Source organism: Euzebyella marina, from assembly GCF_014855515.1.
GTDB lineage: Bacteria > Bacteroidota > Bacteroidia > Flavobacteriales > Flavobacteriaceae > Euzebyella > Euzebyella marina.
On record NZ_JACYFK010000005.1, the window covers coordinates 69987 to 93155 of the forward strand.

At 39.6% G+C, this 23169-nt stretch carries 17 protein-coding genes; 9 read left to right on the forward strand and 8 right to left on the reverse strand.

Going from position 1 to position 23169, the window contains the following annotated elements:
• Window positions 1–3: 3 nt before the first annotated feature.
• From IL356_RS17660 to IL356_RS17675, 4 genes are read right to left on the reverse strand one after another with little or no spacing between them, the layout of a single operon-like run.
• A complete protein-coding gene (locus tag IL356_RS17660) occupies window positions 4–1224 on the reverse strand; it encodes an ABC transporter permease (protein ID WP_121849424.1) in 1221 nt (406 codons plus the stop codon).
• A gap of 2 nt (window positions 1225–1226) precedes the next feature.
• Window positions 1227–1970: an ABC transporter ATP-binding protein gene (locus IL356_RS17665; RefSeq protein ID WP_121849425.1), complete on the reverse strand. Its 744-nt coding sequence runs from the start codon at window positions 1968–1970 to the stop codon at window positions 1227–1229.
• A 2-nt stretch (window positions 1971–1972) separates the two neighbouring features.
• On the reverse strand, window positions 1973–3190 hold the full coding sequence (locus IL356_RS17670) for an efflux RND transporter periplasmic adaptor subunit (protein WP_121849426.1): 1218 nt from the start codon (window positions 3188–3190) through the stop codon (window positions 1973–1975).
• 3 nt (window positions 3191–3193) lie between these two features.
• Complete coding sequence (locus IL356_RS17675) at window positions 3194–4519, reverse strand: TolC family protein (RefSeq protein WP_121849427.1); 1326 nt, start codon at window positions 4517–4519, stop codon at window positions 3194–3196.
• 231 nt (window positions 4520–4750) lie between these two features.
• Here IL356_RS17675 and IL356_RS17680 point away from each other — a divergent pair, with 231 nt between their 5' ends.
• From IL356_RS17680 to IL356_RS17705, 6 genes are all read left to right on the forward strand, one after another.
• Window positions 4751–5839, forward strand: coding sequence for a sensor histidine kinase (locus tag IL356_RS17680; protein ID WP_121849428.1), 1089 nt, complete (start codon window positions 4751–4753; stop codon window positions 5837–5839).
• Between the two features lie 2 nt (window positions 5840–5841).
• Entirely contained in the window at window positions 5842–7161 is a 1320-nt protein-coding gene (locus IL356_RS17685; RefSeq protein WP_121849429.1) for a sigma-54-dependent transcriptional regulator, read from the forward strand.
• Window positions 7162–7490: 329 nt separating this feature from the next.
• Complete coding sequence (locus tag IL356_RS17690) at window positions 7491–7832, forward strand: hypothetical protein (protein ID WP_121849430.1); 342 nt, start codon at window positions 7491–7493, stop codon at window positions 7830–7832.
• 163 nt (window positions 7833–7995) lie between these two features.
• Window positions 7996–8985: an FAD:protein FMN transferase gene (locus IL356_RS17695; RefSeq protein WP_121849431.1), complete on the forward strand. Its 990-nt coding sequence runs from the start codon at window positions 7996–7998 to the stop codon at window positions 8983–8985.
• A complete protein-coding gene (locus IL356_RS17700) occupies window positions 8982–9194 on the forward strand; it encodes a DUF4266 domain-containing protein (protein WP_121849432.1) in 213 nt (70 codons plus the stop codon). The genes IL356_RS17695 and IL356_RS17700 overlap by 4 nt, the downstream gene beginning before the upstream one ends.
• A gap of 6 nt (window positions 9195–9200) precedes the next feature.
• Window positions 9201–10505 (forward strand): DUF3570 domain-containing protein, encoded by a 1305-nt coding sequence (locus tag IL356_RS17705; RefSeq protein WP_121849433.1) that lies wholly within the window; start codon window positions 9201–9203, stop codon window positions 10503–10505.
• Window positions 10506–10508: 3 nt separating this feature from the next.
• Here the strand turns inward: IL356_RS17705 and IL356_RS17710 are convergent, their stop codons facing one another.
• The 4 genes from IL356_RS17710 to IL356_RS17725 are packed head-to-tail and all read right to left on the reverse strand — an operon-like array spanning window position 10509 to window position 16802.
• A complete protein-coding gene (locus tag IL356_RS17710; protein ID WP_121849434.1) occupies window positions 10509–11201 on the reverse strand; it encodes a 4'-phosphopantetheinyl transferase family protein in 693 nt (230 codons plus the stop codon).
• 23 nt (window positions 11202–11224) lie between these two features.
• Complete coding sequence (locus IL356_RS17715; RefSeq protein WP_121849435.1) at window positions 11225–12610, reverse strand: thioesterase domain-containing protein; 1386 nt, start codon at window positions 12608–12610, stop codon at window positions 11225–11227.
• 29 nt (window positions 12611–12639) lie between these two features.
• Window positions 12640–15543: a non-ribosomal peptide synthetase gene (locus IL356_RS17720; RefSeq protein ID WP_121849436.1), complete on the reverse strand. Its 2904-nt coding sequence runs from the start codon at window positions 15541–15543 to the stop codon at window positions 12640–12642.
• A 20-nt stretch (window positions 15544–15563) separates the two neighbouring features.
• Window positions 15564–16802, reverse strand: coding sequence for a HupE/UreJ family protein (locus IL356_RS17725; RefSeq protein ID WP_121849437.1), 1239 nt, complete (start codon window positions 16800–16802; stop codon window positions 15564–15566).
• Between the two features lie 390 nt (window positions 16803–17192).
• On the opposite strand from IL356_RS17725, the gene IL356_RS17730 reads away from it, so the two are divergent.
• Genes IL356_RS17730 through IL356_RS17740 form a run of 3 tightly spaced genes read left to right on the forward strand, consistent with a single transcriptional unit; the run spans window position 17193 to window position 23143 of the window.
• Window positions 17193–18758, forward strand: a complete 1566-nt coding sequence (locus IL356_RS17730; RefSeq protein WP_162987913.1) for an amino acid adenylation domain-containing protein — start codon at window positions 17193–17195, stop codon at window positions 18756–18758.
• A 2-nt stretch (window positions 18759–18760) separates the two neighbouring features.
• Window positions 18761–18994 carry an acyl carrier protein gene (locus tag IL356_RS17735; RefSeq protein WP_121849439.1) on the forward strand — a complete coding sequence of 78 codons (234 nt, stop codon included), beginning with the start codon at window positions 18761–18763 and terminating at the stop codon, window positions 18992–18994.
• Window positions 18995–19015: 21 nt separating this feature from the next.
• Complete coding sequence (locus IL356_RS17740) at window positions 19016–23143, forward strand: non-ribosomal peptide synthetase (RefSeq protein ID WP_121849440.1); 4128 nt, start codon at window positions 19016–19018, stop codon at window positions 23141–23143.
• The last annotated feature ends 26 nt before the right edge of the window (window positions 23144–23169 follow it).

Sequence of the window (23169 nt, forward strand, 5' to 3'; positions counted from 1 at the left end):
CATTTATTCATATCTAAGTGCGGTAATAGGATCTAAAGCGGCGGCCTTTCTCGCCGGGTACCATCCGAAAAATATACCGGTCAAGGCACACACAGCGAAGGATACCACTATGGAGTAAAGTGCTACCGAGGTAGGCCAATTTAGCAGTTTTTCTATAAAGAAAGTGGCACCCAACCCTAAGAAAACACCAATAAGCCCGCCGGTCACACTTATAAGTATTGCCTCAATCAAAAACTGTAACATAATGTCGGTACCCTTGCCCCCTACTGCCATTCGCAGCCCTACTTCTTTGGTGCGTTCTTTTACCGAGACATACATAATATTCATAATACCGATACCGCCAATCAAAAGTGAGATACCCGCGATGGCCACTAGAAGCACTGTAAGCATTTCACTTGTTGAACTAAAGGTAGAAATAAGTTCTTCCATAGAGCGTACTGAAAAATCATCGCTTTCATTTTCCGATAAACGGTGTTGGGCCCTCATTATTTCCGTTACCTCATCAACGGCATCGGGGGCCTTTTCTTCGCTGACCGCCGATGCCAGAACGGATTGAAGATAATCAATGGCCAAAATTCTTTTTTGTACCGTTGTATAAGGTGCTAAAAGAATATCATCTTGGTCTTGCCCGAAGGTATTCTCCCCTTTTTCTTCCAACACCCCTATCACCTTAAAGGGAATATTGTTGTAACGTATAGTTTTCCCCAAAGGGTCTTCGCCTTCACCAAAAATATTATCGACCACGGTCTGACCCAGAACGGCAACTTTCGAAGCCGAACGAACCTCGGCATCGGTAAACATGCTACCACTCTTCAAACCTACAGCTTTAATGCTCAAGTAGTCTGGATTCACGCCATAAATAGAGGACGGCCAGTTATTCGAACCATTAATTACTTGCCCATTACCGCTTACTTCCGGTGTTATGTACGATAGTAGCGATGCCCCTTCTTTGATGGCTTCATAATCGGCAAAGGTCAACGATTGCATTTCACTTCTATCTAAGCGAACACCGCCTCTCATATCAGCTCCGGGGCGTATGGTAATCATATTAGAGCCCATACTCGAAATCTGTTGCCTGATGCTTTGCTTTGAACCTTCACCTATTGCCAACATGGCGATAACCGAAGCTACCCCAATAATAATACCCAGCATGGTCAATAGGGTTCTTATTTTATTCAAGACAATTGCCTTGAAAGCAATCTTTATGGAATTTAATATTCTCATAATCAATTATCGTCAATAGAAAGTTTTGCCAACTCAAGAGCGGCCTTCCCTATTTTTATGTTCTTTTCATCCTTAATGATATTTCCATCTTTCAAAACCAATGTTCTACTGCTGAAAGTTGCTATGTCGGGTTCATGTGTCACGAACGTTATGGTGATGCCTTGAGCGTTCAATTCTTGAAATAAAGACATGATTTCATACGAGGTGCGAGTATCGAGATTACCTGTCGCCTCGTCAGCAAGAATCATTACCGGATCGTTCACCAAAGACCGGGCTATTGCCACCCTTTGCTGCTGCCCCCCAGAGAGTTGAGATGGTGTATGGTACAAACGTTCGCCCAAACCTACCTTTTCGAGGGCCAAAATTGCCCTTTCGCGGCGTTCTATTGCCGTAATCTTGCTGTTATATAACAAGGGAAGCTCAACATTCTCAATCGCCGAAGTTCTAGGCAACAGGTTGTATGCCTGAAAAATAAATCCGATTTTTTGGTTTCTGATATTGGCCAGTTCGTTCTTAGATAGGTTTTTAACCGCTAGGCCATCTATTTCATAGCTTCCAGAAGTAGGTTGATCTAAACAGCCCAAAATATTCAGTAAGGTACTTTTACCAGAACCGCTTGAGCCCATGACGGTCACAAACTCCCCAGAATCTATACCAAACGAGATTCCCTTTAGGGCATGAACCACTTCATCACCCATCTTAAACTCACGTTTCAAGTTTTCTATTTTGATTATTTTTTGGAGCATGGCTACTTACTTTTTTTATTACTACCGGGCGGTTTGGGCATAAATGGACTACTCGACTCGCCTTCAACCGAAGGTACCTCAGACTCAGATTTTAAACTGTAAACCAAACTTTCCCCTTCATCAAGCCCATTTAAGACTTGGACATTCACGCCGTCGCTTTCTCCCAAATCTACTTTTCTTGGCACTATTCTTCCCGAATTATCGAGAGCCCATACCACCGTACCATCTGCATTGTTAGCTGACCGAGATTGTTCTCCTTCAGGTGATGAGAATTCATTTTGTTCGGCGTAGGCTTTCAGCATTGCCATATCCGGTTTAAAGTTCACAGCTTTTGCCTCCGTCGATAGTACACCTTGGAGTTCCAAAGTATAAATGGACACTGTTGCGGTTAGACCCGGTTTTAGTTTCAAATCTGGATTTTCGGCCTTAATCACGACCGTGTATGTAATAACATTCGATGTTTCAGTAGGATTCAAGCGTACTTGCGTCACCTGGCCATCAAATAGTTTATCAGGGTATGCATCTACCGTAAAAGTCACCCGTTGACCTTCGTTTACCTCACCAATATCGGCCTCATCAACATCTGCTTCTACCTGCATTTGCTCTAAATCTTGGGCAATCGTGAAAAGTGTAGGCGTACTGTAACTGGCTGCAACGGTTTGCCCCTCATCGATATCCCTAGATAAAACCACCCCTGAAATAGGCGAATAGATATTTGCATACCCCAAGTTCGACTGGGCTTTTTGTAAATCGGACAACCTTTGTGTGACCACGCTTTTAGCGGTACTATAATTGTAAAAAGCCTCATCATAATCAGCCTGGCTTATTACCTTATTATCAAAAAGAGTCTTTTGTCGTTCGTAAATGGTCTTCAGATAATCTCTTTCGGCAACCGCATTCTCATAAGTAGCCTTAGATTGCGAAAGTGTAGCCTTCAGATTCGTCTTATCTAATTCTGCAATCAATTGACCTTCTTTTACCTCACTATTAAAATCGACGTATATTTTTTCGACTACGCCTGATACCTGTGTACCTACTTCTACCTGATTGATGGGCTCGACAGTGCCGGTCGCGGTCACTAATTTTGCGATATCGTTCTTGGTAACTTTCACCGTATTTACCGAAACCCTTGAAGACGTATCAGATTTAAAGAAGCCAAAAATAACCGTGGCGACTATGGCCACTGCTATGAGGCCCAAAACTGTTTTTTTATGTTTCATTTTTTAAAGTTTAATTTCATTTCCTTGATAAAATTCCATGAGCTGGTAATATAAAATGCTCAAGTATTTAGCTTGTAGATAATTCTCTTGTGTATTCGTGTAAAGGTTTTGGCTTACAATTAGGTCGGCCGTACTCAAGGCCCCTAAATCATATCTTTTCTGGGCCAACCGATACGATTCTTCGGCCGCGGTTTGAGCCACCTCGGCAGCTGCTAATTGTTCTTGGGCAGAATTTAGATTTTGCCAACCGTTTTCTACTTTTTGATAAACCTCGTTTTCTATGGTCTTTAATTGAAGTTTGGCTTTATCTATATTGATCTCTGCATTCTTCACCTGTGCTTTGGTCTGCTTGCGGTTGAAAATGGGCAGACTAAGTGACAGACCAATTCTTTGATTGAAATTCACATCAAGTTGGTCGACGAAATTGGTATAATCGATACTGGTATATCCTGAACCGAGGCTTCCCGTCAATGACAAAGTCGGCAAATAACCTCCTTTTGCTATGTCTAAATCTTTTTCAGAAATAGTAATATTCAGCTTACCGGCATCTACTTCAGGTAAGTTTTGCAATGCCCTCTCATAAACTTCCATTTTATCCAAAACCGGAATCAAAACCTCAATATTTTCATCAATATCAACAAGTTGTATAGTCTGGTTCGGATTCAATTGCAGCAATTGCTTCAACTCCACTATTCTTAAATTGTAATTGTTCTTGGCCGTAATCAGATTATAGCGGTTATTGGCCGTTTGCGATTGTGCATCTGTATAATCTTGCATGGCAATCGAACCGGCATCCAGCCTTGCTTTGGCCTGTTTCTCTTCTTCCTCGGAGTTTTTTAGAATATTTTCCTGTACCAGTATAGCCTCTTTATTATAGAGGGCCTGTAAGTAAGATTCAACTACGCTGAGAGTTACATTGTTAAGGGCCTCTTGAATGTAAAGTGAATTTTGATCTAAGACTAACTTACCTTGCTTGACTTGATTGTTCAGTTGATTTCCCTGAAAAAGGGTAACGGAGGTGCTCATTCCTAAATTTGTTGAAGCAATTTGGCTCGAAACATAATCACTGGTAATGGGGTCGATCGAGTTACCGTTAGATAAGTTCTGAGAGGCGCTACCAAATAGATTAGGCAATCGTTGGGCCCTTATTTTCTCATAATCTACTTCTGCCAAAGCACCATCCAGTTTGGCATCCTTTACGGTAATATTATTTTCTAGGGCGTAGTCTATACAATCCTGCAAAGACCATATCTGCTTGTCAGTTGAAGGTTCCTGCGAACTAAGCACTCCAAAGCAAATCAAACTTACTATGCTACTAATCAATTTCATTCTTGAGATTTTTTAAACTCAGAGCAAAATTGTGAACTAAGCACATCTTATCGAACCACAATAGAAGTTCGGTCGATTTGACTATATAAAGGCCTGCTTTTTATCGACGGAATTTTAGCCAATCCATAAAAAATAAAGACCGTTGAAATTGCTCGAACAAGAATCAAGCAGATTCAAATTTTGACTTTAAAGTCGTATTTTTAACAAACACTCAACTGTAAACTAGCACCAATGACCTCAACCGAAGCACGTTTAAAAGAGCGGGTTAAAGAGTTAACATGCCTATATGAAGTCACTTCTATCATTGTAAATGCCGATTATGATGATTTGACCACGTCGTTAGAAGAGATTGTTCTCTGCATGAAAAGAGCTTGGCAATTTGATGAAGACACCGAGGTTTTATTGGTTCACGGTACTTTTGAAGTTAGTACCGAAGAGTACTCTTCAGGACTAGTGTCGTTAAAATCTGACATTAAGGTTTTTAACGAAATAGATGGTTTTATTGAAGTAGGATATCCTTCCGGGAAATATATGCTCTCAGACTTCTTGATTGAAGAACAAGACCTGCTCGACAATATTAGTTTAGCTATTGGAAATCTATTCGAGCGGAAACAGATCAGAGACCGGGAAGCTGCCATAAGCCGCCAGATGGAACGAGCCGACAGACTACATATTCTTGGTGAAATTACCGCAGGAATTGCCCATGAACTCAATACGCCTTTGGCCAATATTTTGGGGTTTGCCGAACTGTTGAAAGAATCTACGAAGGATGCCACGGCTCAAAGAGATCTTGAAAAAATTATGGAAAGTGCCATTTTCAGTAGGGAAATTGTGAAAAAGCTCATGTTTTTCGCTTGCGAAATGCCCCAAGAGATGAAAGAATTGGCTTTGAACCCCTTAGTTGAGAACGTTCTCAACCTACTACAGCCATCCTTCCGAAGCAAGAACATCAAACTAAATACACATTTTAGTCATCTTGATATCTATATCAAGGCCGATACGGTGCAAATCACCCAAGTATTGTTCAATCTCATCATGAACGCTATTTATTATTCTCCGGAAGCCGGTAGTATCGATGTTGATGTGCAACAAAAATCCAATAAAATAAAAATTCAAATTTCTGATGAGGGAGATGGTATCGAAAGGGAAAATGAAGACAAGGTATTTGAGCCTTTTTTCACCACCAAACCTTTGGGTGAGGGTTCTGGTTTAGGCTTGAGTGTAGTACACGGCATCATTAGCAGTCACCAAGGTTCTATAAGACATGAGCCCAATATACCAAAGGGCACTATCTTTACCGTCGTTTTCCCTAAATTATAGTTATGCTCAGAAAAGAGAATATTCTTTTAGTTGACGATGATATTGGTATTCTAGAACTTTTACAGCGACATTTACAATCGCTAAATTATCATACTTATAAAGCGGTTTCGGTAAAAGAGGCGGTTCGTATTTTAAAAGACACTTTTATCGACCTATTGATTACCGATATTCAGATGCCTGAAGTAGATGGGCTACAGTTGCTAAAGTTCACCAATGAGCATTACCCCGAAATGCCTAAGCTTGTAGTTACAGGCTACCCTTCCGTTTCGGGAACGCTGGAAGGTATCAAGACCGGGGCTATCGATTACCTGACAAAGCCTTTTACCAAGCAAGAACTCAAAGAGGCCGTTGAAAATGCTTTTGCCCATGCCAAAAGTCAAAATCAATCGGTTAAAAAATCCCCCTCAACCATGCCGCTTTATGAAGGCATGATCGGTGATTCAGAAGGTTTCAAAAAGGTAACCGAACTCATTGAGAGGGTCAAAAATAACAAGGCCACTGTTCTGATTACCGGTGAAAGCGGAACGGGCAAAGAATTGGTGGCCAGAGCTATACATTACTCCGGAAAATATGCACGTTCACCCTTTGTCGCGGTCAACTGCGGAGCGATTCCTGAAAACCTGCAAGAATCTGAACTTTTCGGATATTTAAAAGGGGCTTTTACAGGCGCAGTTGAAAATAGAAGCGGGTTCTTTCAAGCTGCCAACGGCGGCACGCTTTTTTTAGATGAAATCGGATCGGCATCTTTGGCGGTGCAGGCCAAGCTGTTAAGAGCTTTACAAGAGAAAGAGGTTGTGCGTGTGGGCTCGCGTAAAACGGAGAAAGTCGATATTCGAATCATTGCGGCCACGAACAGCAACTTACTTGATGATATTCATAAAAATCATTTTAGGGAAGATCTTTATTACCGACTAACGGTTGTAGAAATACAGGTTCCTTCTTTGAGTGAACGTAGAAGCGACATAAAGAAATTAGCCGAGAGCTTTGCCAATAGATATGGTCTAGAGTATAAAGACCGCCACTTCAAACTATCTCCGGAAGCTTATGAAATATTAAATCGGTATGATTGGCCGGGCAATATTAGAGAGCTGGAGAATGTGATACAAAGAGCGGTCATTATGGCCGACCGTAGCATTGAGATACAGCACTTACCTGACCGGCTCAAGTTTCAGATTTCTTTTGAGGATGAGAAATTCATTCCCTTAAAAAAAATGGAACAAAAATATATTGAGCGCGTGTTGGAGCATACAAACGGCAATAAAACAAAAGCGGCAGAAATTCTTCAGATAGACCGCAAAACCCTTCGCAGTAAATTGAATTGAAAGAAATGGGAAATTACTCCCCGCATGGGTAAAAACGCCTCGGAACCTAAAATTAAATTTTATTTGAAATTTATTTTAATTATATGATTATCAATAATATACAGTAACCACCTAAAATCATAGTTCAAATCGGCATACCCTTTGCCTTTTAGGTGACAATGCTGACAATTGATGAATGCATTATAGCTTCATACCCTATTCGGCAATTATACAAGAATGTCAATTTATAGCTTTAGACTGACATGGTTGTAAGAATTCAAAGTAAGGGCAAAAGTTATACTTGATCGATTGGCTGGCAGAATTTAATTGTTAACCTAAAATTTAAGAACATGATTAAATATGCAGTAGCCTTATTATTCTCAGGAGCTTTATTGCATGCGCAGGAAAACGTACAGGTGGGTGATGAATTAGAAATCGGAAAATCAGAAACCAGAATGTATCAACACATTGAACTTCCTAGGGCAAATTTCATTATCAAAAGAGGTGGTATCGCCAATTACAAGGCCTTAAAAGGTGAAAAAGTAGTGGTAACCTCTATCAAAGAAAATGAAGATGGCTCCAAAATGATCAAGATCAAAAGAAAGAACGGTCATCGCTTCTTCGGAAGCCATCCTGTTGTAGCAGTCAATTATGAAAAGGCGTTAGAATCGGGGGAAATTCTTACCCAATAATTTGATTGGTTAGTCGAGCTGTCCGGTTTGTACAGGGAAAAGCCGGGCAGCTTTCTTTTAGTAGTATCAGTATGATTCCTTCCTTACTACCCTGAATATCTTCACATTTTTTAGTTCTATAGGTTTTTAAATGTAACTTTAGATAGGTTTTTGATCTATTCTTATGCTCACATTAAAAAAAACCATTTTCTCACTTTTACTGCTCTACCCTATCTGGACGCATTCTCAAGACACTTTCAGAAAAGACGTTTTTCTGATGGGGTGTGATTTTGACATAACAGTAGTAGCCGATAATGAGGCAGAGGCCCAAGGGTTTATTCATTTGGCTATCTCTGAGATCAAGCGAATAGAAAGCCTCATTTCGTCATGGAGTTCATCTTCACAGACTTCGCATATCAACCGAATGGCGGGTAAGGAGCCCGTCGTTGTTGACCCTGAGCTTTTCCAATTAATTGAGCGGTGCATTCAAATCTCGAAAAGCACTGATGGCGCCTTTGATATTTCTTACGCTTCTATAGACCATATCTGGAAGTTTGATGGAAGCATAACAAAAGCGCCCAATAAAGAAGAAATCAAATCATCTGTCAAGTATATCAACTATCAGGAAATCGTGCTCAACCCTGCACAATCTTCTGTTTTTCTAAAGACAAAAGGAATGAAAATAGGTTTCGGTGCCATTGGCAAAGGTTATGCGGCCGACAAAGCCAAAGAACTTTTGGTCTCCAAGGGCGGTCAGGCTGGTATTATCAATGCCTCTGGTGATATGAATGCGTGGGGTACGCAACCTAATAGCGAGCCCTGGCAAATTGCCATAACCAACCCTTTGAACAAAAACAAAGTCTTCGCACGGTTGCCATTAAAAAATCGGTCGGTCGTTACATCAGGAAACTACGAAAAATTTATTGTGCTTGACGGAAAACGCTATTCCCACATTATTGACCCTAGAACGGGCTGGCCCTGTAACGGTTTAGCAAGCGTTACGGTTCTGGCACCAAAAGCCGAACTGGCCGACGCCTTGGCCACTTCTGTTTTTGTAATGGGCATTGAGGCCGGTCTAGATCGAATCAATCAAATACCCAATGTAGACTGTATTATTATCGATGATCAGGGTGGCATTCATAAATCAGCACATATCGAAATAGAAAGCTTATGACGAAACAGACTATTTTATTAGGTTGTCTCATTTTAGCCATGAGTAGTTGTACAGCCGTAAAAGAATACCAAAAGGTCAACATAAACGACCCCAATATGCAACTATCGGAAAAAAAGGTTGATAGAAACCTAACTATTATGCATTCTTACCGTGAAGGATCGGTAGGTGCAAATGGGGGTAAAACAGGCGGTGGCTGCGGATGTAATTAAAAAAGCATGACTAATTCAATCAAACAATTCATTGGCATTTTGCTTCTTGGCCTATCTACCTCCCTTTTTTCTCAAGATGATCAAGATTATAAGAGACGTGTTTTAGAATCGTCGGAAATAGAGTTTCTCACTAGCTACTACACTCAAGACGGTGACAATGCTGCCGTTACCGGCGGTGTCGGTACTGAAGAGTTGACCGATGCAACGGGTACCGTTGTACTATCGATACCATTGAACGATGATGACATTCTAACCGTTGATGCAGGAATATCGGCCTACACATCTGCATCTTCAAGTAACGTGAACCCTTTTGATAGTAATGGGGCAGGCAACCCTTACAATGCCACCACTGGAGCCTCCGGTTCCGATACCTGGGTTAATTTTACAGGTAGCTATACCCATAATTCTGACGATAGAAACTCTATCTGGTCGGGAAAATTATCGGTGAGTAGTGAATATGATTATTTCTCTCTAGGTTTCGGGGGAGGATTCACCCGGTTAATGAATGAAAAAAACACCGAAATAGGTGTAAATGCCAATATTTACTTGGATAAGTGGAATGTTATTTATCCCATCGAACTTAGACCTTTTACGATAGGCGGAGTTGGCGAATTCCGACCAAGCGAAATTACAGGCAACCCTGATTACAATCCTAACTTTACCGAATTAAACAAAAGCAACAGAAACTCATACTCGTTAGGTCTTACCTTTTCGCAAATCTTGACCCAAAATTTACAGGGCTTGCTCAGTTGCGATATAGTTAGTCAAAGTGGTTTACTTTCTACACCGTTTCAAAGAGTGTATTTTAGTGATGTTCAAGACTCTTTCATTGAGAATTTTCAATTGGCCGATGATATTGAGAGACTACCCGACAACCGTCTAAAACTTGCCTTCGGGGGCCGTTTAAATTGGTTTATAAGTTCTTATCTTACCTTAAGGAGCTATTATCGATACTATTTAGATGACTGGGGCATTAATTCGCACACCTTAAATGCCGAATTGCCCATTAAACTCTCCGATAAATTTACCGTTTACCCTTCTTACAGGTACTATACACAGAACGAGGCAGATTATTTTGCACCCTATGAATCTCATATTTCAACTAGCGTTTTCTACACCTCTGATTACGACCTTTCAACATATGATGCGCATCAATATGGTTTCGGAGTGTCGTACACCGATATTTTTACCAAATTTCGCATCTCAAAAATAGGTTTGAAAAGTATTGACCTGAAAGTTTACAAATACGACCGCAGTACACCGTTAAAATCAGTCATCGCTACAGGTGGATTCAATTTTGTTGTCGATTGATGCTTAGCCTCTCCAATGGTAAAAATTCACATCGGCAACTTTGCTTTTAACCGCTAAAGCGCCAACATAACCTTTTAAAGGTTCAAAAGATTTCAAATGCCATAGCTCATGTTCATTGGCATCCCAACCAGTTGCTAAGAGTTGAGCTTTTTCTTCCAAAGAGACCGTAAATTGATTTAAGGGAAACGACAGACCTGATCCCTCAGCCTTAATAAAGGCTTCCTTTCTTGTCCAGATTCGATAAAAAGCCAAATGTCTATCCTTTTTATTGAGCTTTCGAAGCATGTCAATTTCCTGAGCGGAAAAAAAGTTTAAGGCCAATTCCATCGGATTGAAATCTTCCTTTACCAATTCCACATCAACACCTACTATGCTTTTTCTGAAAAAGGCCAACAAAATACATGTTCCCGAATGGGAAACGTTGAACGAAAAATCAGGATGCTCAGGGAAAAATGGTTTATCAAATTCACCAAGGGAAATATTGATAGCGTTAGCGGGAACCTTCAAGTAATTGCCCGATAGCGTTCGAAGGGCACTTCTGGCCAAAATGTTCAAACGTCTATCTTTCTCAAATTTGAAACGCTGCGACCTTTTTACTTCCGAATCGGTTAAAATCGAGGAAAACTTGCTTAAATCATCAGGGAATCTATCAGTATCAACAATCCATACATCAACAATTTCTTCTTTTAGATTCATACACCAAAGTTAGCCCAAAGTAGTCAGTTGCCCTCTATTTTATCTAGAATTGCATCTACCTTTGATGTGGTTTCCTCAATATTCGAGTCTAAGAAAAGTCGGTCATGATGGCCCTCAGTTGGTTGAACGACCACTTCTGTTTTGGTCATCTGTTTCCAAGATTCAATTACCTTATCATTGAATTCAGGGTCTTTTTTATCGGTTAGAAGCAAATGAATGGGCCCGCTCACAGGTTGCCAGGAGTAACCCTTATAAATTTCAATATGATTTAAGTGTAATTTTTGAACTATTTTTTCGCTTCCTGAGACTTTCATTCGTTTTAATCGTTCTCTCGTAGGTTCGATAAATTTACTCTTAACAAATCGTCGGACGGTTCTCACAGGATTTTTTACCAGTCTGCCAAAAAAGGCCTCTGCCCTAACCTTTGTTTTTGAAGCGGCAAAAAGACTTAAATAATCGGCCATTGTATCAGCAATAATCAAATGTGCCGTCTCCGATTCGTTCTCCAATAAGCGGGTAATTTCTAGACCGATAGCCGTATTGAAACAATAGGATACAAAGTAATAGGGTCCGTGTGGCTTTACCCTTCTCAACTCAGAAATAAAATCTTTGGCCATTTCATTTACCGTTTTGTGGAGAATTAAATCCCCCTCATGGGGAGATGCCTGTAAAACATAAATAGGGCGGTCGGGTTTTAAATGCTTTGCAAAGAGATTATAAAAGAAGAAATGAGTGCCCCCACTATGAAGGCATATGAGAGGAGCCTTTGAGCCGCTTGACCTTACTTTGACCAAATGTTTGAATTCGCCGGGCGTTTTTTCCAATTCCTTTTCTTGCTCCTTCCCTTCTAAAAACTCGGCCAAAGATGCGATGGTTTGGTATTCAAACAATTCTTTAGGGCCTAAGGGGATATCGAGTTTTCTTGCTCGGGCGATAACTTGAATACTGAGAATAGAATCACCCCCAATATCAAAAAAGTTATCGGTTCTCTTTATTCGATCTAGGCCCAAAACATCTTTCCAAATTTGGGAAAGCAGTTCTTCCGTTTTACTTTTCCATTCAATGGAATCTTCTTTGGCTTCATCAAGAGATTGAGATTGGGCTTTCGTAAGAGCTAGTTCTTTTCTATTTACTTTTCCGTTTGGCAACATGGGAAATTGCTCTAAAAGCACCATTTTAGAAGGAACCATATAATCAGGTACTTGGCCCTTCAGCTCCTTAAGAACATCCTGTATCTCAACCTGTTTATCAGTGGTAAGATAGGCAACCAATCGCTTAGAAGTATTTTTTGGTTGATTCAGTGATTGATTTTTCTCTTTGATAAGCTGTACTGCCCTTAACCACAACAATTTCTTTTCGTCAACCGACAAACTGTTCACTCTATCTTGTATGGATTCTATAACCGGCATATTCACTTCAACTTTACCTCGACCCTTATTTATTTTAACTTTCCCAAAGTGCCCAATAGTTCTTCTATCTCATCGACGGATAAATTTTCTTGAAGTTCTTTCCAAAAATCAGTAGAATCTTCAAAAGAACTTAAGCTGGGTTGATATGTATTCTCATCAACCTCTTCCACTTGAGCAATGGCTCCACTAATACCCTTGATTTTCAGCAAAACGTTCTCTATCTCGTCAAGTTCGATACGATACCCTCTTAGCTTTATCTGTTGGTCAGACCTCCCGAAAAATTCAATAGCACCATCTTGCCTGTATCTACCCAAATCACCGGTTTTATACATTCTCACACTTCCTCTATGGGGTATATCCACCTGTTTAAAAGCATGTAAAGTAAGTTCTGGCCTATTGATATAACCTGGGGTCAAACCAGGTCCCGAAACATAAATTTCGCCGATAGCTCCCCAAGGAACCATTTTATGGTTCTTGTCTAAAAGGAATAATTCACTATTAGCCGTTGGCTTACCTATGGGTATTGAAAGTACGGCATCGGACTTTTGAATTTGATGAGCGGTACACCATACCGTGGCTTCGGTCGGCCCGTATTCATTATAAAGCTTGGTCTTCGGTAATTTATCGAAATGGGATAAGCACAGATCTTGCGGACATGATTCTCCCGCCACCATGACAGTACGTAGACCTTGAAGTTTTGAAATCATACCATGGCTAAGTAAAAGCTTATAAATCGATGGCAGCATCAAAGTATGGGTGATTTGTTGGTCTTCTATAAGACCGGCCATAGCCTCCATATCCTGCTCTATTCTATTGGGTGCCAGAACCAGATGACCTCCTGTACAAAGCGTCCAAAAAACACCTGCTTTCGAACTATCAAAAGAAATAGAGGACATTAATAAAAAGGCCTCCGGATTTTCTTCGTAAAACGATAAACGGCCTGCGGTAGAACTTAAAATATTACCATGTGTAACCGGTACACCTTTGGGTTGACCACTGCTTCCTGAGGTGTAAATAACATATGCTATATCACTTCTATCTACTTCATTTTCATATATTGAACCACCCGGAACATCATCCTTTATTTTATCAATAAGAAGGAGTTCTCTAGCGCCATCGGTAAGTTTTTCATTCAGTAAAGAATGCGTTACAACCAAGTTGCAATCGGCATCTTTCAAAACAAATTCCAAGCGCTCTAGAGGATAGTTAGGGTCAATTGGCAGATAGGCGCAACCTGCTTTTAAAATCCCCAAAAGACCAACTATCATTTCTATAGACCTGTCTAAACAAAGACCTACTATCTCTTTTCGCCCTTTCAACTTGTACCTTAATCCAGCTGCCAGTACCTCAGCTTTTCTATTCAATTCTAGATATGTGATAGAGGTGTCGTTAAAGCTTACGGCAATAGTATTAGGTTTTGTCTCGCACACTTTTTCTATTACGTCATGAATAGAATTATTCCTTGCAAAAAGGTCTATTTCATTACTTTGACCATTGGTAAAGAAAGTTATTTCTTCATCGGTCAACATAGTTAAACTCTCAATCGGCGCTTGTATATCTTTGACAATCGATTCTAGCAAGTTTTTATAATGGGCCAGCATTCGATTGATGGTCTCGGAAACAAACAATTCGGTATCGTATTCGAACATGAGTGTCAAACTCTCTTTCTTTTCTGCTACGGAAAGAGTTAAATCGAACTTGGCAACACCTGTATCAAACTCACTGTCATCCAACAACTTAAGATTCTCACCAAAAGAAGGTAGTTGCTCTTCAGGGTGATAGAGAAACATTACCTGAAAAAATGGATTTACCGACAGGGAACGTTCCACTTTTAATTCTTTCACCAACACATCAAAAGGAACGTTCTTATTCGAAAAGGCTTCAAGCGTATTCTCCTTTACTTTTTTAACTAAATGATTAAAGGATATCTCTCCTTCAAATTGGTTTCTTAGAACAACTGTATCGACGAAGAACCCTAATACATTTTCGAGTCCCTTTGTATTTCGATTAGAAACCGGTGTTCCAATCAGAATATCTTGTTGACCCGTATATCGAAATAGAAGAATATAGTAAGCTGTAAGGAAAAAGTTGAACGGTGTTACGCCTAACTGCTTACATAAAGTTTTAATTTTCAATGTCAAATCAGCCGACAGTGGTAATTTGGCCTGTTTACCGGTAAAGCTGGGTCTAACGGGCCTTCTTCTATCAAGCTGAAGGTTGAGTGGAGGTAAATCTCCAGCTAATTTATTTTTCCAATATAGAAGTTGCTCTTCATCTACGTCTAGTTTCTTCTGCCAATGGGCATAATCTAAATAATTTAAATCGGCCGAGGTTTTATCCTCTGTCGGCTCCCCTTGTATCAGTTTTTGATAAGAATGTGCTAATTCACCCTTTAGAAGCCCAACCGACCATTCATCTATGATGATGTGGTGAATGGTAAAAAACAGGGTGTATGTATCTTTATTTTGCCTGAAAAAAGATATTCTTATGAGAGGGGGCTCGGCCAAATCAAAACCTTTTCGGGCCTGCCCCTCCATTCGAAGGTTCATTTCTTTGCATGCCCTTTCATGACTCAAATGGGTCAAATCATATTGTTCTATGGGCACTTCTGCTGTTGAAATTCTAATCGAAGGTCCATTCGATGAGACATCGCAATAAGACCTTAGAATGACATGTCTTTCAATTATTTTATGAACGGATTCTAAGAGAACTTCAACATTCAATTCTCCCTTGAAAACTAGTGCTTCGGAATAATTATAAAACGGGTTTTCAGGATACAGCTGTTGTAGAAACCAAATTCGTTGCTGATTACTGGACAAAGGTATAATGGCATCTTCCGGAGCCTTCTCGATAATAGGCCCGGCATTTATTGCATTCTTATCCCTATTTTTCCATTGGCTCAACAAAGAACCTTTGCTTTCCCTTTTTTCCAAAAACTACGACATTAAGCGTTTTACATCAATCCGATAAATCGGGCAATGGGGTACAAATTTCTATTAACGAATTCGTCAAGCGGCAGGTCGATGTCGAAGGCCCTTTCGATAAACCAGTAGGTTGAAACCAATATGAGAAGAGCGGAAACCCCCACTAACAATTTCGGATACAGTTTGCGATTACGTATGAGGTACAAAATCGGGAAAATTAGTGCGATGATTACTATTTGACCAATTTCGACCCCTACATTAAACCCAACAAGAGATAAGGTAAGATATTCTCCTTTAAAACCTAAATCACCTAAAACACTGGCAAAACCAAAGCCATGAAAAAGACCGAATACAAAGGCTATTACCCAATCTTTTCCCTTAAAAATAGGTTTGATATTATGCAAAGCGGCCAACCCCACGGAAAAAGCAATAATCGACTCAACCACACGAGACGGTAAGTTGATAATATTAAGTGAAGCCAAGCTTAAGGTAATCGTATGCGCTAAGGTAAAAAAGGTAACTATCTTCAATATGTAGATAAAGGCAGGCCTGAACTTCGGTACCGGTTGCCAGCCAAAGACATTGAATCTCGATGATTCTTGAACCCCTTCATCTTTACGTCTAACCACTGAAGGTAATATCAAGGCCAGAAGGAATAAAATATGGTCCATACCAATCCAGATATGCCAAATACCTTGTTTGACCATTGCCAAGAATCCTTTCCAAAGAGAGGTTTCGGTCAGGTCTATCACTCCCCTGGGCTCATCTTTGCTTAAGTAGAGGGCTACAATAGATTCATTATTGATCAAACCGGCTTTCCAATTATATTCCATAGCAATCAAACCCCTATGCGAAGTATCTTCGGTCATGAAGGCGTCATATTCAACAATCAGGTCATCGGGTAAGTTCTCAGATGGCTCTAAATGAAAATGAAAGTTGATGAAATCACCAAAATCAGTATTAAGCTTGGTCAATTCGCCTGTAAATACAATTTTGTATTTGCCTCCTTTCTCCGAAGAAAATGCTAAATGCTTTAGAAGATAAGCCTCAATTTCTTTTCGATGGGGCCTTATCTGATCAATACTCGGGTGAAGATTGACATCTAACCCAAATACCGATTGCAGTTCATTGGCATTTACCTCAACTCTACCCTCAATTCCTGTTTCTTCATAAATTCTTAGGTAGATAAGACTTTGTTTCGGTTGGTGGGCCCAAGAGACTAATGGCAACAACAGAAGCAGTGCCAGTAACGGTAACAGTTTTTTCATAGCGATTCAAAAGATATAAAAAAATAAACACAAGTCATTGATACAAAATCAGGTAGCTATTAAATGAGTTAAAAAAAGTATGTGAGTAGCTCTAGCAAAATTTCAAGTTAAGGTTACATTTGAATAGCCTCCCTAAATCATTCATGCATACCGAATCATTAATTTCTTTGTATAATTTATGTTAAATATTAGTGATTTATCAACGGAAGGCGTGCTGTAAGGCAATATTATCGATTATCGACACCTAAAATCGGATTATGTTCATTTTAGAATTTGAAAACTAAAGTTTCAAGTTCTAACTTTACCATGCTATGAATTAGAAAACTCGCCTATACTGTTTTAGGGCCGGTTTTCATTTGCTGAAAATCAAAATTTATTCAGTTCCCTATTGTGATATATACATTACATCATATCATTGAAGAGGCTTCGAAGTCAGCTCCGCATGCCATCGCTTTTAGTTGTCTTAACAAGACATTATCCTATAGTGAACTGGAGTTGAAAGCAAACCAACTTTCTTATCACTTAATATCCGTCGGAATTCAAAAGGGGGATCGAGTCGGCATTTTCATGAACCGTTGTATTGAAACCGCTATTGCCGTTTACGGAATTCTTAAATCAGGAGCTGCCTATGTACCCCTTGATCCGTTTGCCCCTATTTCGAGAACGGTTACCATTGTTGACGATTGCCAAATAGCATGTTTGATAAGCACGCCCCAACAACAATCAAAAATTAATACCCTCGTAAAATCCGTTCCGAGGATTAAAAATGTTGTGGGATGCGAACCAATGGTTGGGCCAAGCGGTACGAAGTGGGAAGATATCTTTGCGCAAAAAGCTACTACTGCCAAAAGAATTGAAATTTTAGAAGATGACCTGGCGTTCATTTTGTACACCTCAGGGTCAACCGGAAAGCCAAAAGGGATTATGCATACCCATTATAGTGCATTGAGCTTGGCTAAAATAGTCGTTGATACTTTTGATTTTGATGAAGATGATATTTTTGGCAATCCCGCGCCGCTTCATTTCGACCCTTCTACATTTGGCTATTTTGTGGCTCCTTTGGTCATGGCCAAAACAATAATTGTACCTGATGCTCATCTTAGACTGCCTGTGAGTCTTAGCGCTTTAATCGCGAAAGAAAAAATAAGCGTTTGGTATTCAGTGCCGTTAATGCTTATCCAACTTCTACAGAGTAATACATTAAATGAGCATGAATTTAGTTCTTTGAGATGGGTCTTTTTTGCGGGCGAGGTTTTCATTCCAAAGCATCTGAAAGCACTTATGGAGGTGTGGCCACATGCTAAATATTGCAATCTGTACGGACCGGCGGAATTGATTCTTTGTACCTATCATGAACTCAAAGAAACAATAACAGGTGAAGAAAGCATACCTATTGGCAGAACTTGGGCAAATACCGAACACCTAGTATTGAACGAACAGAATCAACCTGTTCGGAATGGGGAAACAGGAGAACTAGCTGTGCGTTCGGCAACACTTATGCGCGGTTATTGGAACAATGTTAAATTGACAGAAAAAAGTTTCCATCGAATAAAGATTGCCAATGGCTACGACCACATTTATTACCGTACCGGCGATTTGGTAAAACTTAATAAAGATGGCGAATTACTATTTTTAGGAAGAAACGATAGGCAAATAAAGCTCAGAGGCTACCGGATTGAGTTAGATGAAGTTGAATCTGTTTTTTTAAAACATGAAAAAGTGCTCGAAGTTGCCGTTGTAATTATTGCTTTGGAAAAAGAGGCCCAAGAATTAGCCGTAGCAATTAAACTAAAAGATGATTCAGACGTAAGCGAAGCAGAACTAAGGCAATTTAGTAGTGAACATCTTCCCGCTTATGCAGTTCCCACATATATTGAAATATTTGACGATTTTCCACGGACCAGCTCCGGGAAAATCAACCGGCGCCAAATTGCCGATATTATTGACCAAAATTGACCATGAAAGAAACTATAACCAACTATATAATCGAACACATTACAAAACAGAAGGTTTCCGGCATTTCAGAAGATGAAGATTTGTTAGGTAGCGGATTGGTCGATTCTTTAGGAATGATGAAACTCATTGCCTTCATAGAGAAAGAATATAACCTCTCCATCCCCTCAAAAGATATGACGGTGGAAAACTTCATGACGATAGAACAGATTCTAAACTATATAGAATCAATCAAATAGACTTGATACCATCCCCCCTATATGAATAACTCAAACAAAACTAGGTTACCACTGACCCAAAGTCAATTATCGCTTTGGGCCGGTCAGCGAATATATTCAGAAGTACCACTTCATAATGTTGTCTATACTTTTGAAATTCAAGGGGATATTGATGTTGTTATCTTCAAAAGGTCTTTCGAACAGCTGGTTGAAGAGACCGATATTTTAAGAATGACATTCTCAGAAATAGCGGGAGAACCATTTCAAGAAATCAATAGTACCGTTCCCTTTCAATTTGAGTGTTTAGACTTCACTGAAAAAAGCCAAGAAGAAATTGACCAATGGGTGAGAGTCAATACACGGTCACCCATCAACCTGGCGGAAATAGTTTTCGACAGCCGCTTACTCAAGTGCGATGAATCTAAATTCATATGGTTTCTGAAAATTCATCATTTGGTCACCGATGCGGTCACCTACCAATTACTTTTTCATCGTTTATCCGATATCTATCAAGCACGTTTAAATAATAATGACTCTAAGAACGTATTGTATGCCTACCGTTCATATTTAGAATACGAGAGAGAGCAAGTTGCCGAACAGGAATTAAATTCGAATAGGGAGTATTGGGATAAAAAAACTTCAGAAGTTAACTCAAGGCCTGCTTTATATGGAGAAAAGTGGTCGAAAAATTCTACAGAAGCCAAACGAATAGAGATTGCGCTCACTCCAACGCAAACTGAAAAACTAAACAATCTTTGTCAAAAAACCGCTGTACGAAGTTGGACAAAAAGCGCTACCCTTTACAACCTTTTTGTTACGGTTTTTGCCACTTACCTACATAGAATTAGCGGACTCTCCAAGTTTAATATAGGATCACCCGCCCATAACCGAAGCACTCTTGATTTTTCAAAAACGGCGGGGCTATTTATTGAAGTTCTACCCCTAACTATAGAAATTGATGATGACGAAACTTTTATTTCGTTACTGGATAAAATTAAGTTAGAAGGTAATTCTTTTCTTAAGAACGTTCACCCCAGTATGGTCGGGTGTCTGAACGGTGAACCACCGTCCAATATTCTGAATTTTATAAATGTTGAATTCAAAGATTTCAATGGCTGGCCAACGCAAGTCAGGTGGGTCCATAACGGCCATATAGATGCATCTCATGACATTCGCTGCCATGTTTATGATTTTAAGGGTGAAAGTAATTATACTGTAGCCTTTGACATCAACACGTCAGTGTGTCCCCAGAAAGACTATGATAAAGTTGCCCTTCATTTCAATTCAATTCTTGATTCCTTATTAGAAAATCTTGAAAATGCTATTGACAAAAAAGGGCTGGACCCCATTAGTCAATCAACTTTCTTATCAGGTACTCATACACCTATAACAGATTCGTTTCTTAAAAAATTCGAAGAATTCGCTGCCAAAACACCGAATAAAGTAGCTGTACAATCATCTGAACAAACCCTCACCTACGCTAATCTGAACAAAAAGGCCAATCAACTGGCGAGGTATTTGGCTGAAAGAGGACTTGAGAATCAATCGAGAGTTGCTGTTTTTCTTCACAGAAGTCCCGATTACCTTATCAGTATTCTGGCCATTATGAAATTAGGTGGCGTATTTGTTCCGATAGCATCTGACCAACCCGTGGAAAGGGTTCAATACATTTTGAGAAAAGCAGATTGTTCCCTTATAATCACCGAAGAAAAACTTTCCGTTGGTCTTGATTTTGAGAAAGAGAATATAGTCAGAACGAGCCATTTTTCAGAATTAGAAAACCAGAATGAATTCAGTTCTTCTGGTCATGAGGTAGAGAATCTATGCTATATTATATTTACATCAGGTAGTACAGGAAAGCCAAAAGGTGTCGGTATATCAAATAAATCGTTAAACAATTATTTAAATTGGGCCAGAACGGCCTACTCCATTGACCAAAACTCGGTCTTCCCTTTATTTACTTCGATTGGTTTTGACCTTACTTTAACCTCTGTGTTTCTTCCGCTTTTATGTGGTGGACGTATCATTGTTTACCAAGAGAACCCATCTGGGCCCGACACCTCGGTATTAAATGTCTTTTCAGATAACCTGGTCAACAAAATAAAACTGACCCCCAGTCATTTAGACTTGGTCAAAGAGCACGATTTTAATCCATCAATACTGGAAACCATGATTCTAGGAGGGGAAGATTTGAAAACAACCTCCGTAAGCAAAATTCAAAGTCAATTTTCAGAAAAGATTGAAATCTTTAATGAATATGGTCCGACAGAGGCTACCGTTGGTTGTATCGTCTCTAAATACGATGCTAAGGAACATAAGGGTGTTTCTGTACCCATAGGTTTGCCCATTGATAATACACAACTACTCTTACTCGATACTCATAAAAACTTGGTACCTCAAGGAGTAGTTGGTGAAATATACCTTTCGGGAACCTGTTTGGCGAATGGATATATCAACGACCAAGAACTTACGAACGAGAAGTTTTTAGAAAACCCATTTTCAAATCAATCTAAAATATATAGAACGGGTGATCTAGGTAGACTGAATTCAAAAGGAGAGCTGGAATACCATGGGAGAATTGATTCGCAGATTAAATTACGGGGATATCGCATTGAACTAAATGACATTGAGGCGAACTTATCTGAGTTTGAAGGAATCGACTCTTGCGCTGTCATGCTTGTGGACAATAAAGACCAAAAAACCGAAGAGGAAGTCTTTAATTGTACGAATTGCGGATTGCCTTCTAATTACCCAAGCACCGATTTTGATAAGAATGGTGTTTGTCACCTCTGTAAGGCTTTTGAGAACTATGAAGAAAAAGTGCATCAATACTTCAAAAGAGATGAAGAATTGGTTCGATTGCTCACTTCCAAAAGAGACATCAACCCCAATTATGATTGTATTTCACTGCTCAGCGGGGGTAAAGATAGTACGTATGTGCTCGCCCGTTTGGCAGGTATGGGCCTTCGAGTACTGGCATTTACCATGGATAATGGATATATTTCAGAACAGGCCAAAGAAAATATAGACCGAATTGTAAAACGTCTAGGAGTCGACCATGTTTATGGAAAAACCCCGCACATGAATGCTATTTTTGTCGACAGTCTACAACGGCATCACAATGTTTGCAATGGCTGTTTCAAAACGATTTATACCCTTAGTACCAAGATTGCCGTAGAAAAGCAAATACCTTTTATTGTGACGGGTCTTTCACGCGGGCAATTTTTTGAGACACGCCTAACGGAAGAACTGTTTTGGGATCAGCAACTTGATTCTGAAAAAATAGACAACACAATTTTGGAGGCACGAAAACTCTATCATCAAGAAAACGATGCCGTAAAAGAGCTATTAGATGTTTCGATGTTCGATTCAGACGAGGTTTTTGATCAGGTTCAATTTGTCGACTTCTATAGGTTCAGCGATGTTAGCCTTGAGGAAATGCTCGTGTACTTAAAAAAACATGTGGGTTGGAAAAGACCGACAGACACTGGTCGCTCGACGAACTGCCTTATCAACCAAGTGGGCATCTACGTGCATAAAAAAGACTTGGGCTATAGTAATTATTCATTTCCTTACAGTTGGGATGTTCGTTTGGGCCATAAAACCAGAGATGAGAGCCTTGAAGAAATTAATGAGGTAATTGACGAAACCGAGGTTAAAAAAATAATGAATGAAATTGGGTACAATCCTTCGGCACAGCAAGAAAACGATAAAAAATTAGTTGCCTATTTCACAGGAGCTGAAGGCCTGTCAATTGAGAAATTGAGAAAGTTCATGAACCAACGCGTACCTTCCTACATGGTACCTACCCTATTTCATTTTGTTGCAGAAATGCCGCTGACCAATAATGGAAAAATAGATAGGGCGAAATTATCTGAAAATAAGATAAAACCGATACCAACGGATTGCCCCTATGTAGCTTCTTCCAATGAAATTGAAGAATTAGTTCAAAAAATATGGATGGATGTTCTCTTACTTGACCGTATTGGTATAAAGGAGGATTTTATTTCACTAGGAGGTCATTCCCTAGCAGCCATAAGGGTTACGGCCCGCATTAATGAAGAAATTGAAACCAACTTTCCTCTCAATAAAATATTTGAATATCCTACCATAGAAAGTTATTCTAAATATATAGAGGAAACACTAATAGAATTAATGAACAAAAATTAAAACCAAAAAGAAATTTTCTCGTAAAT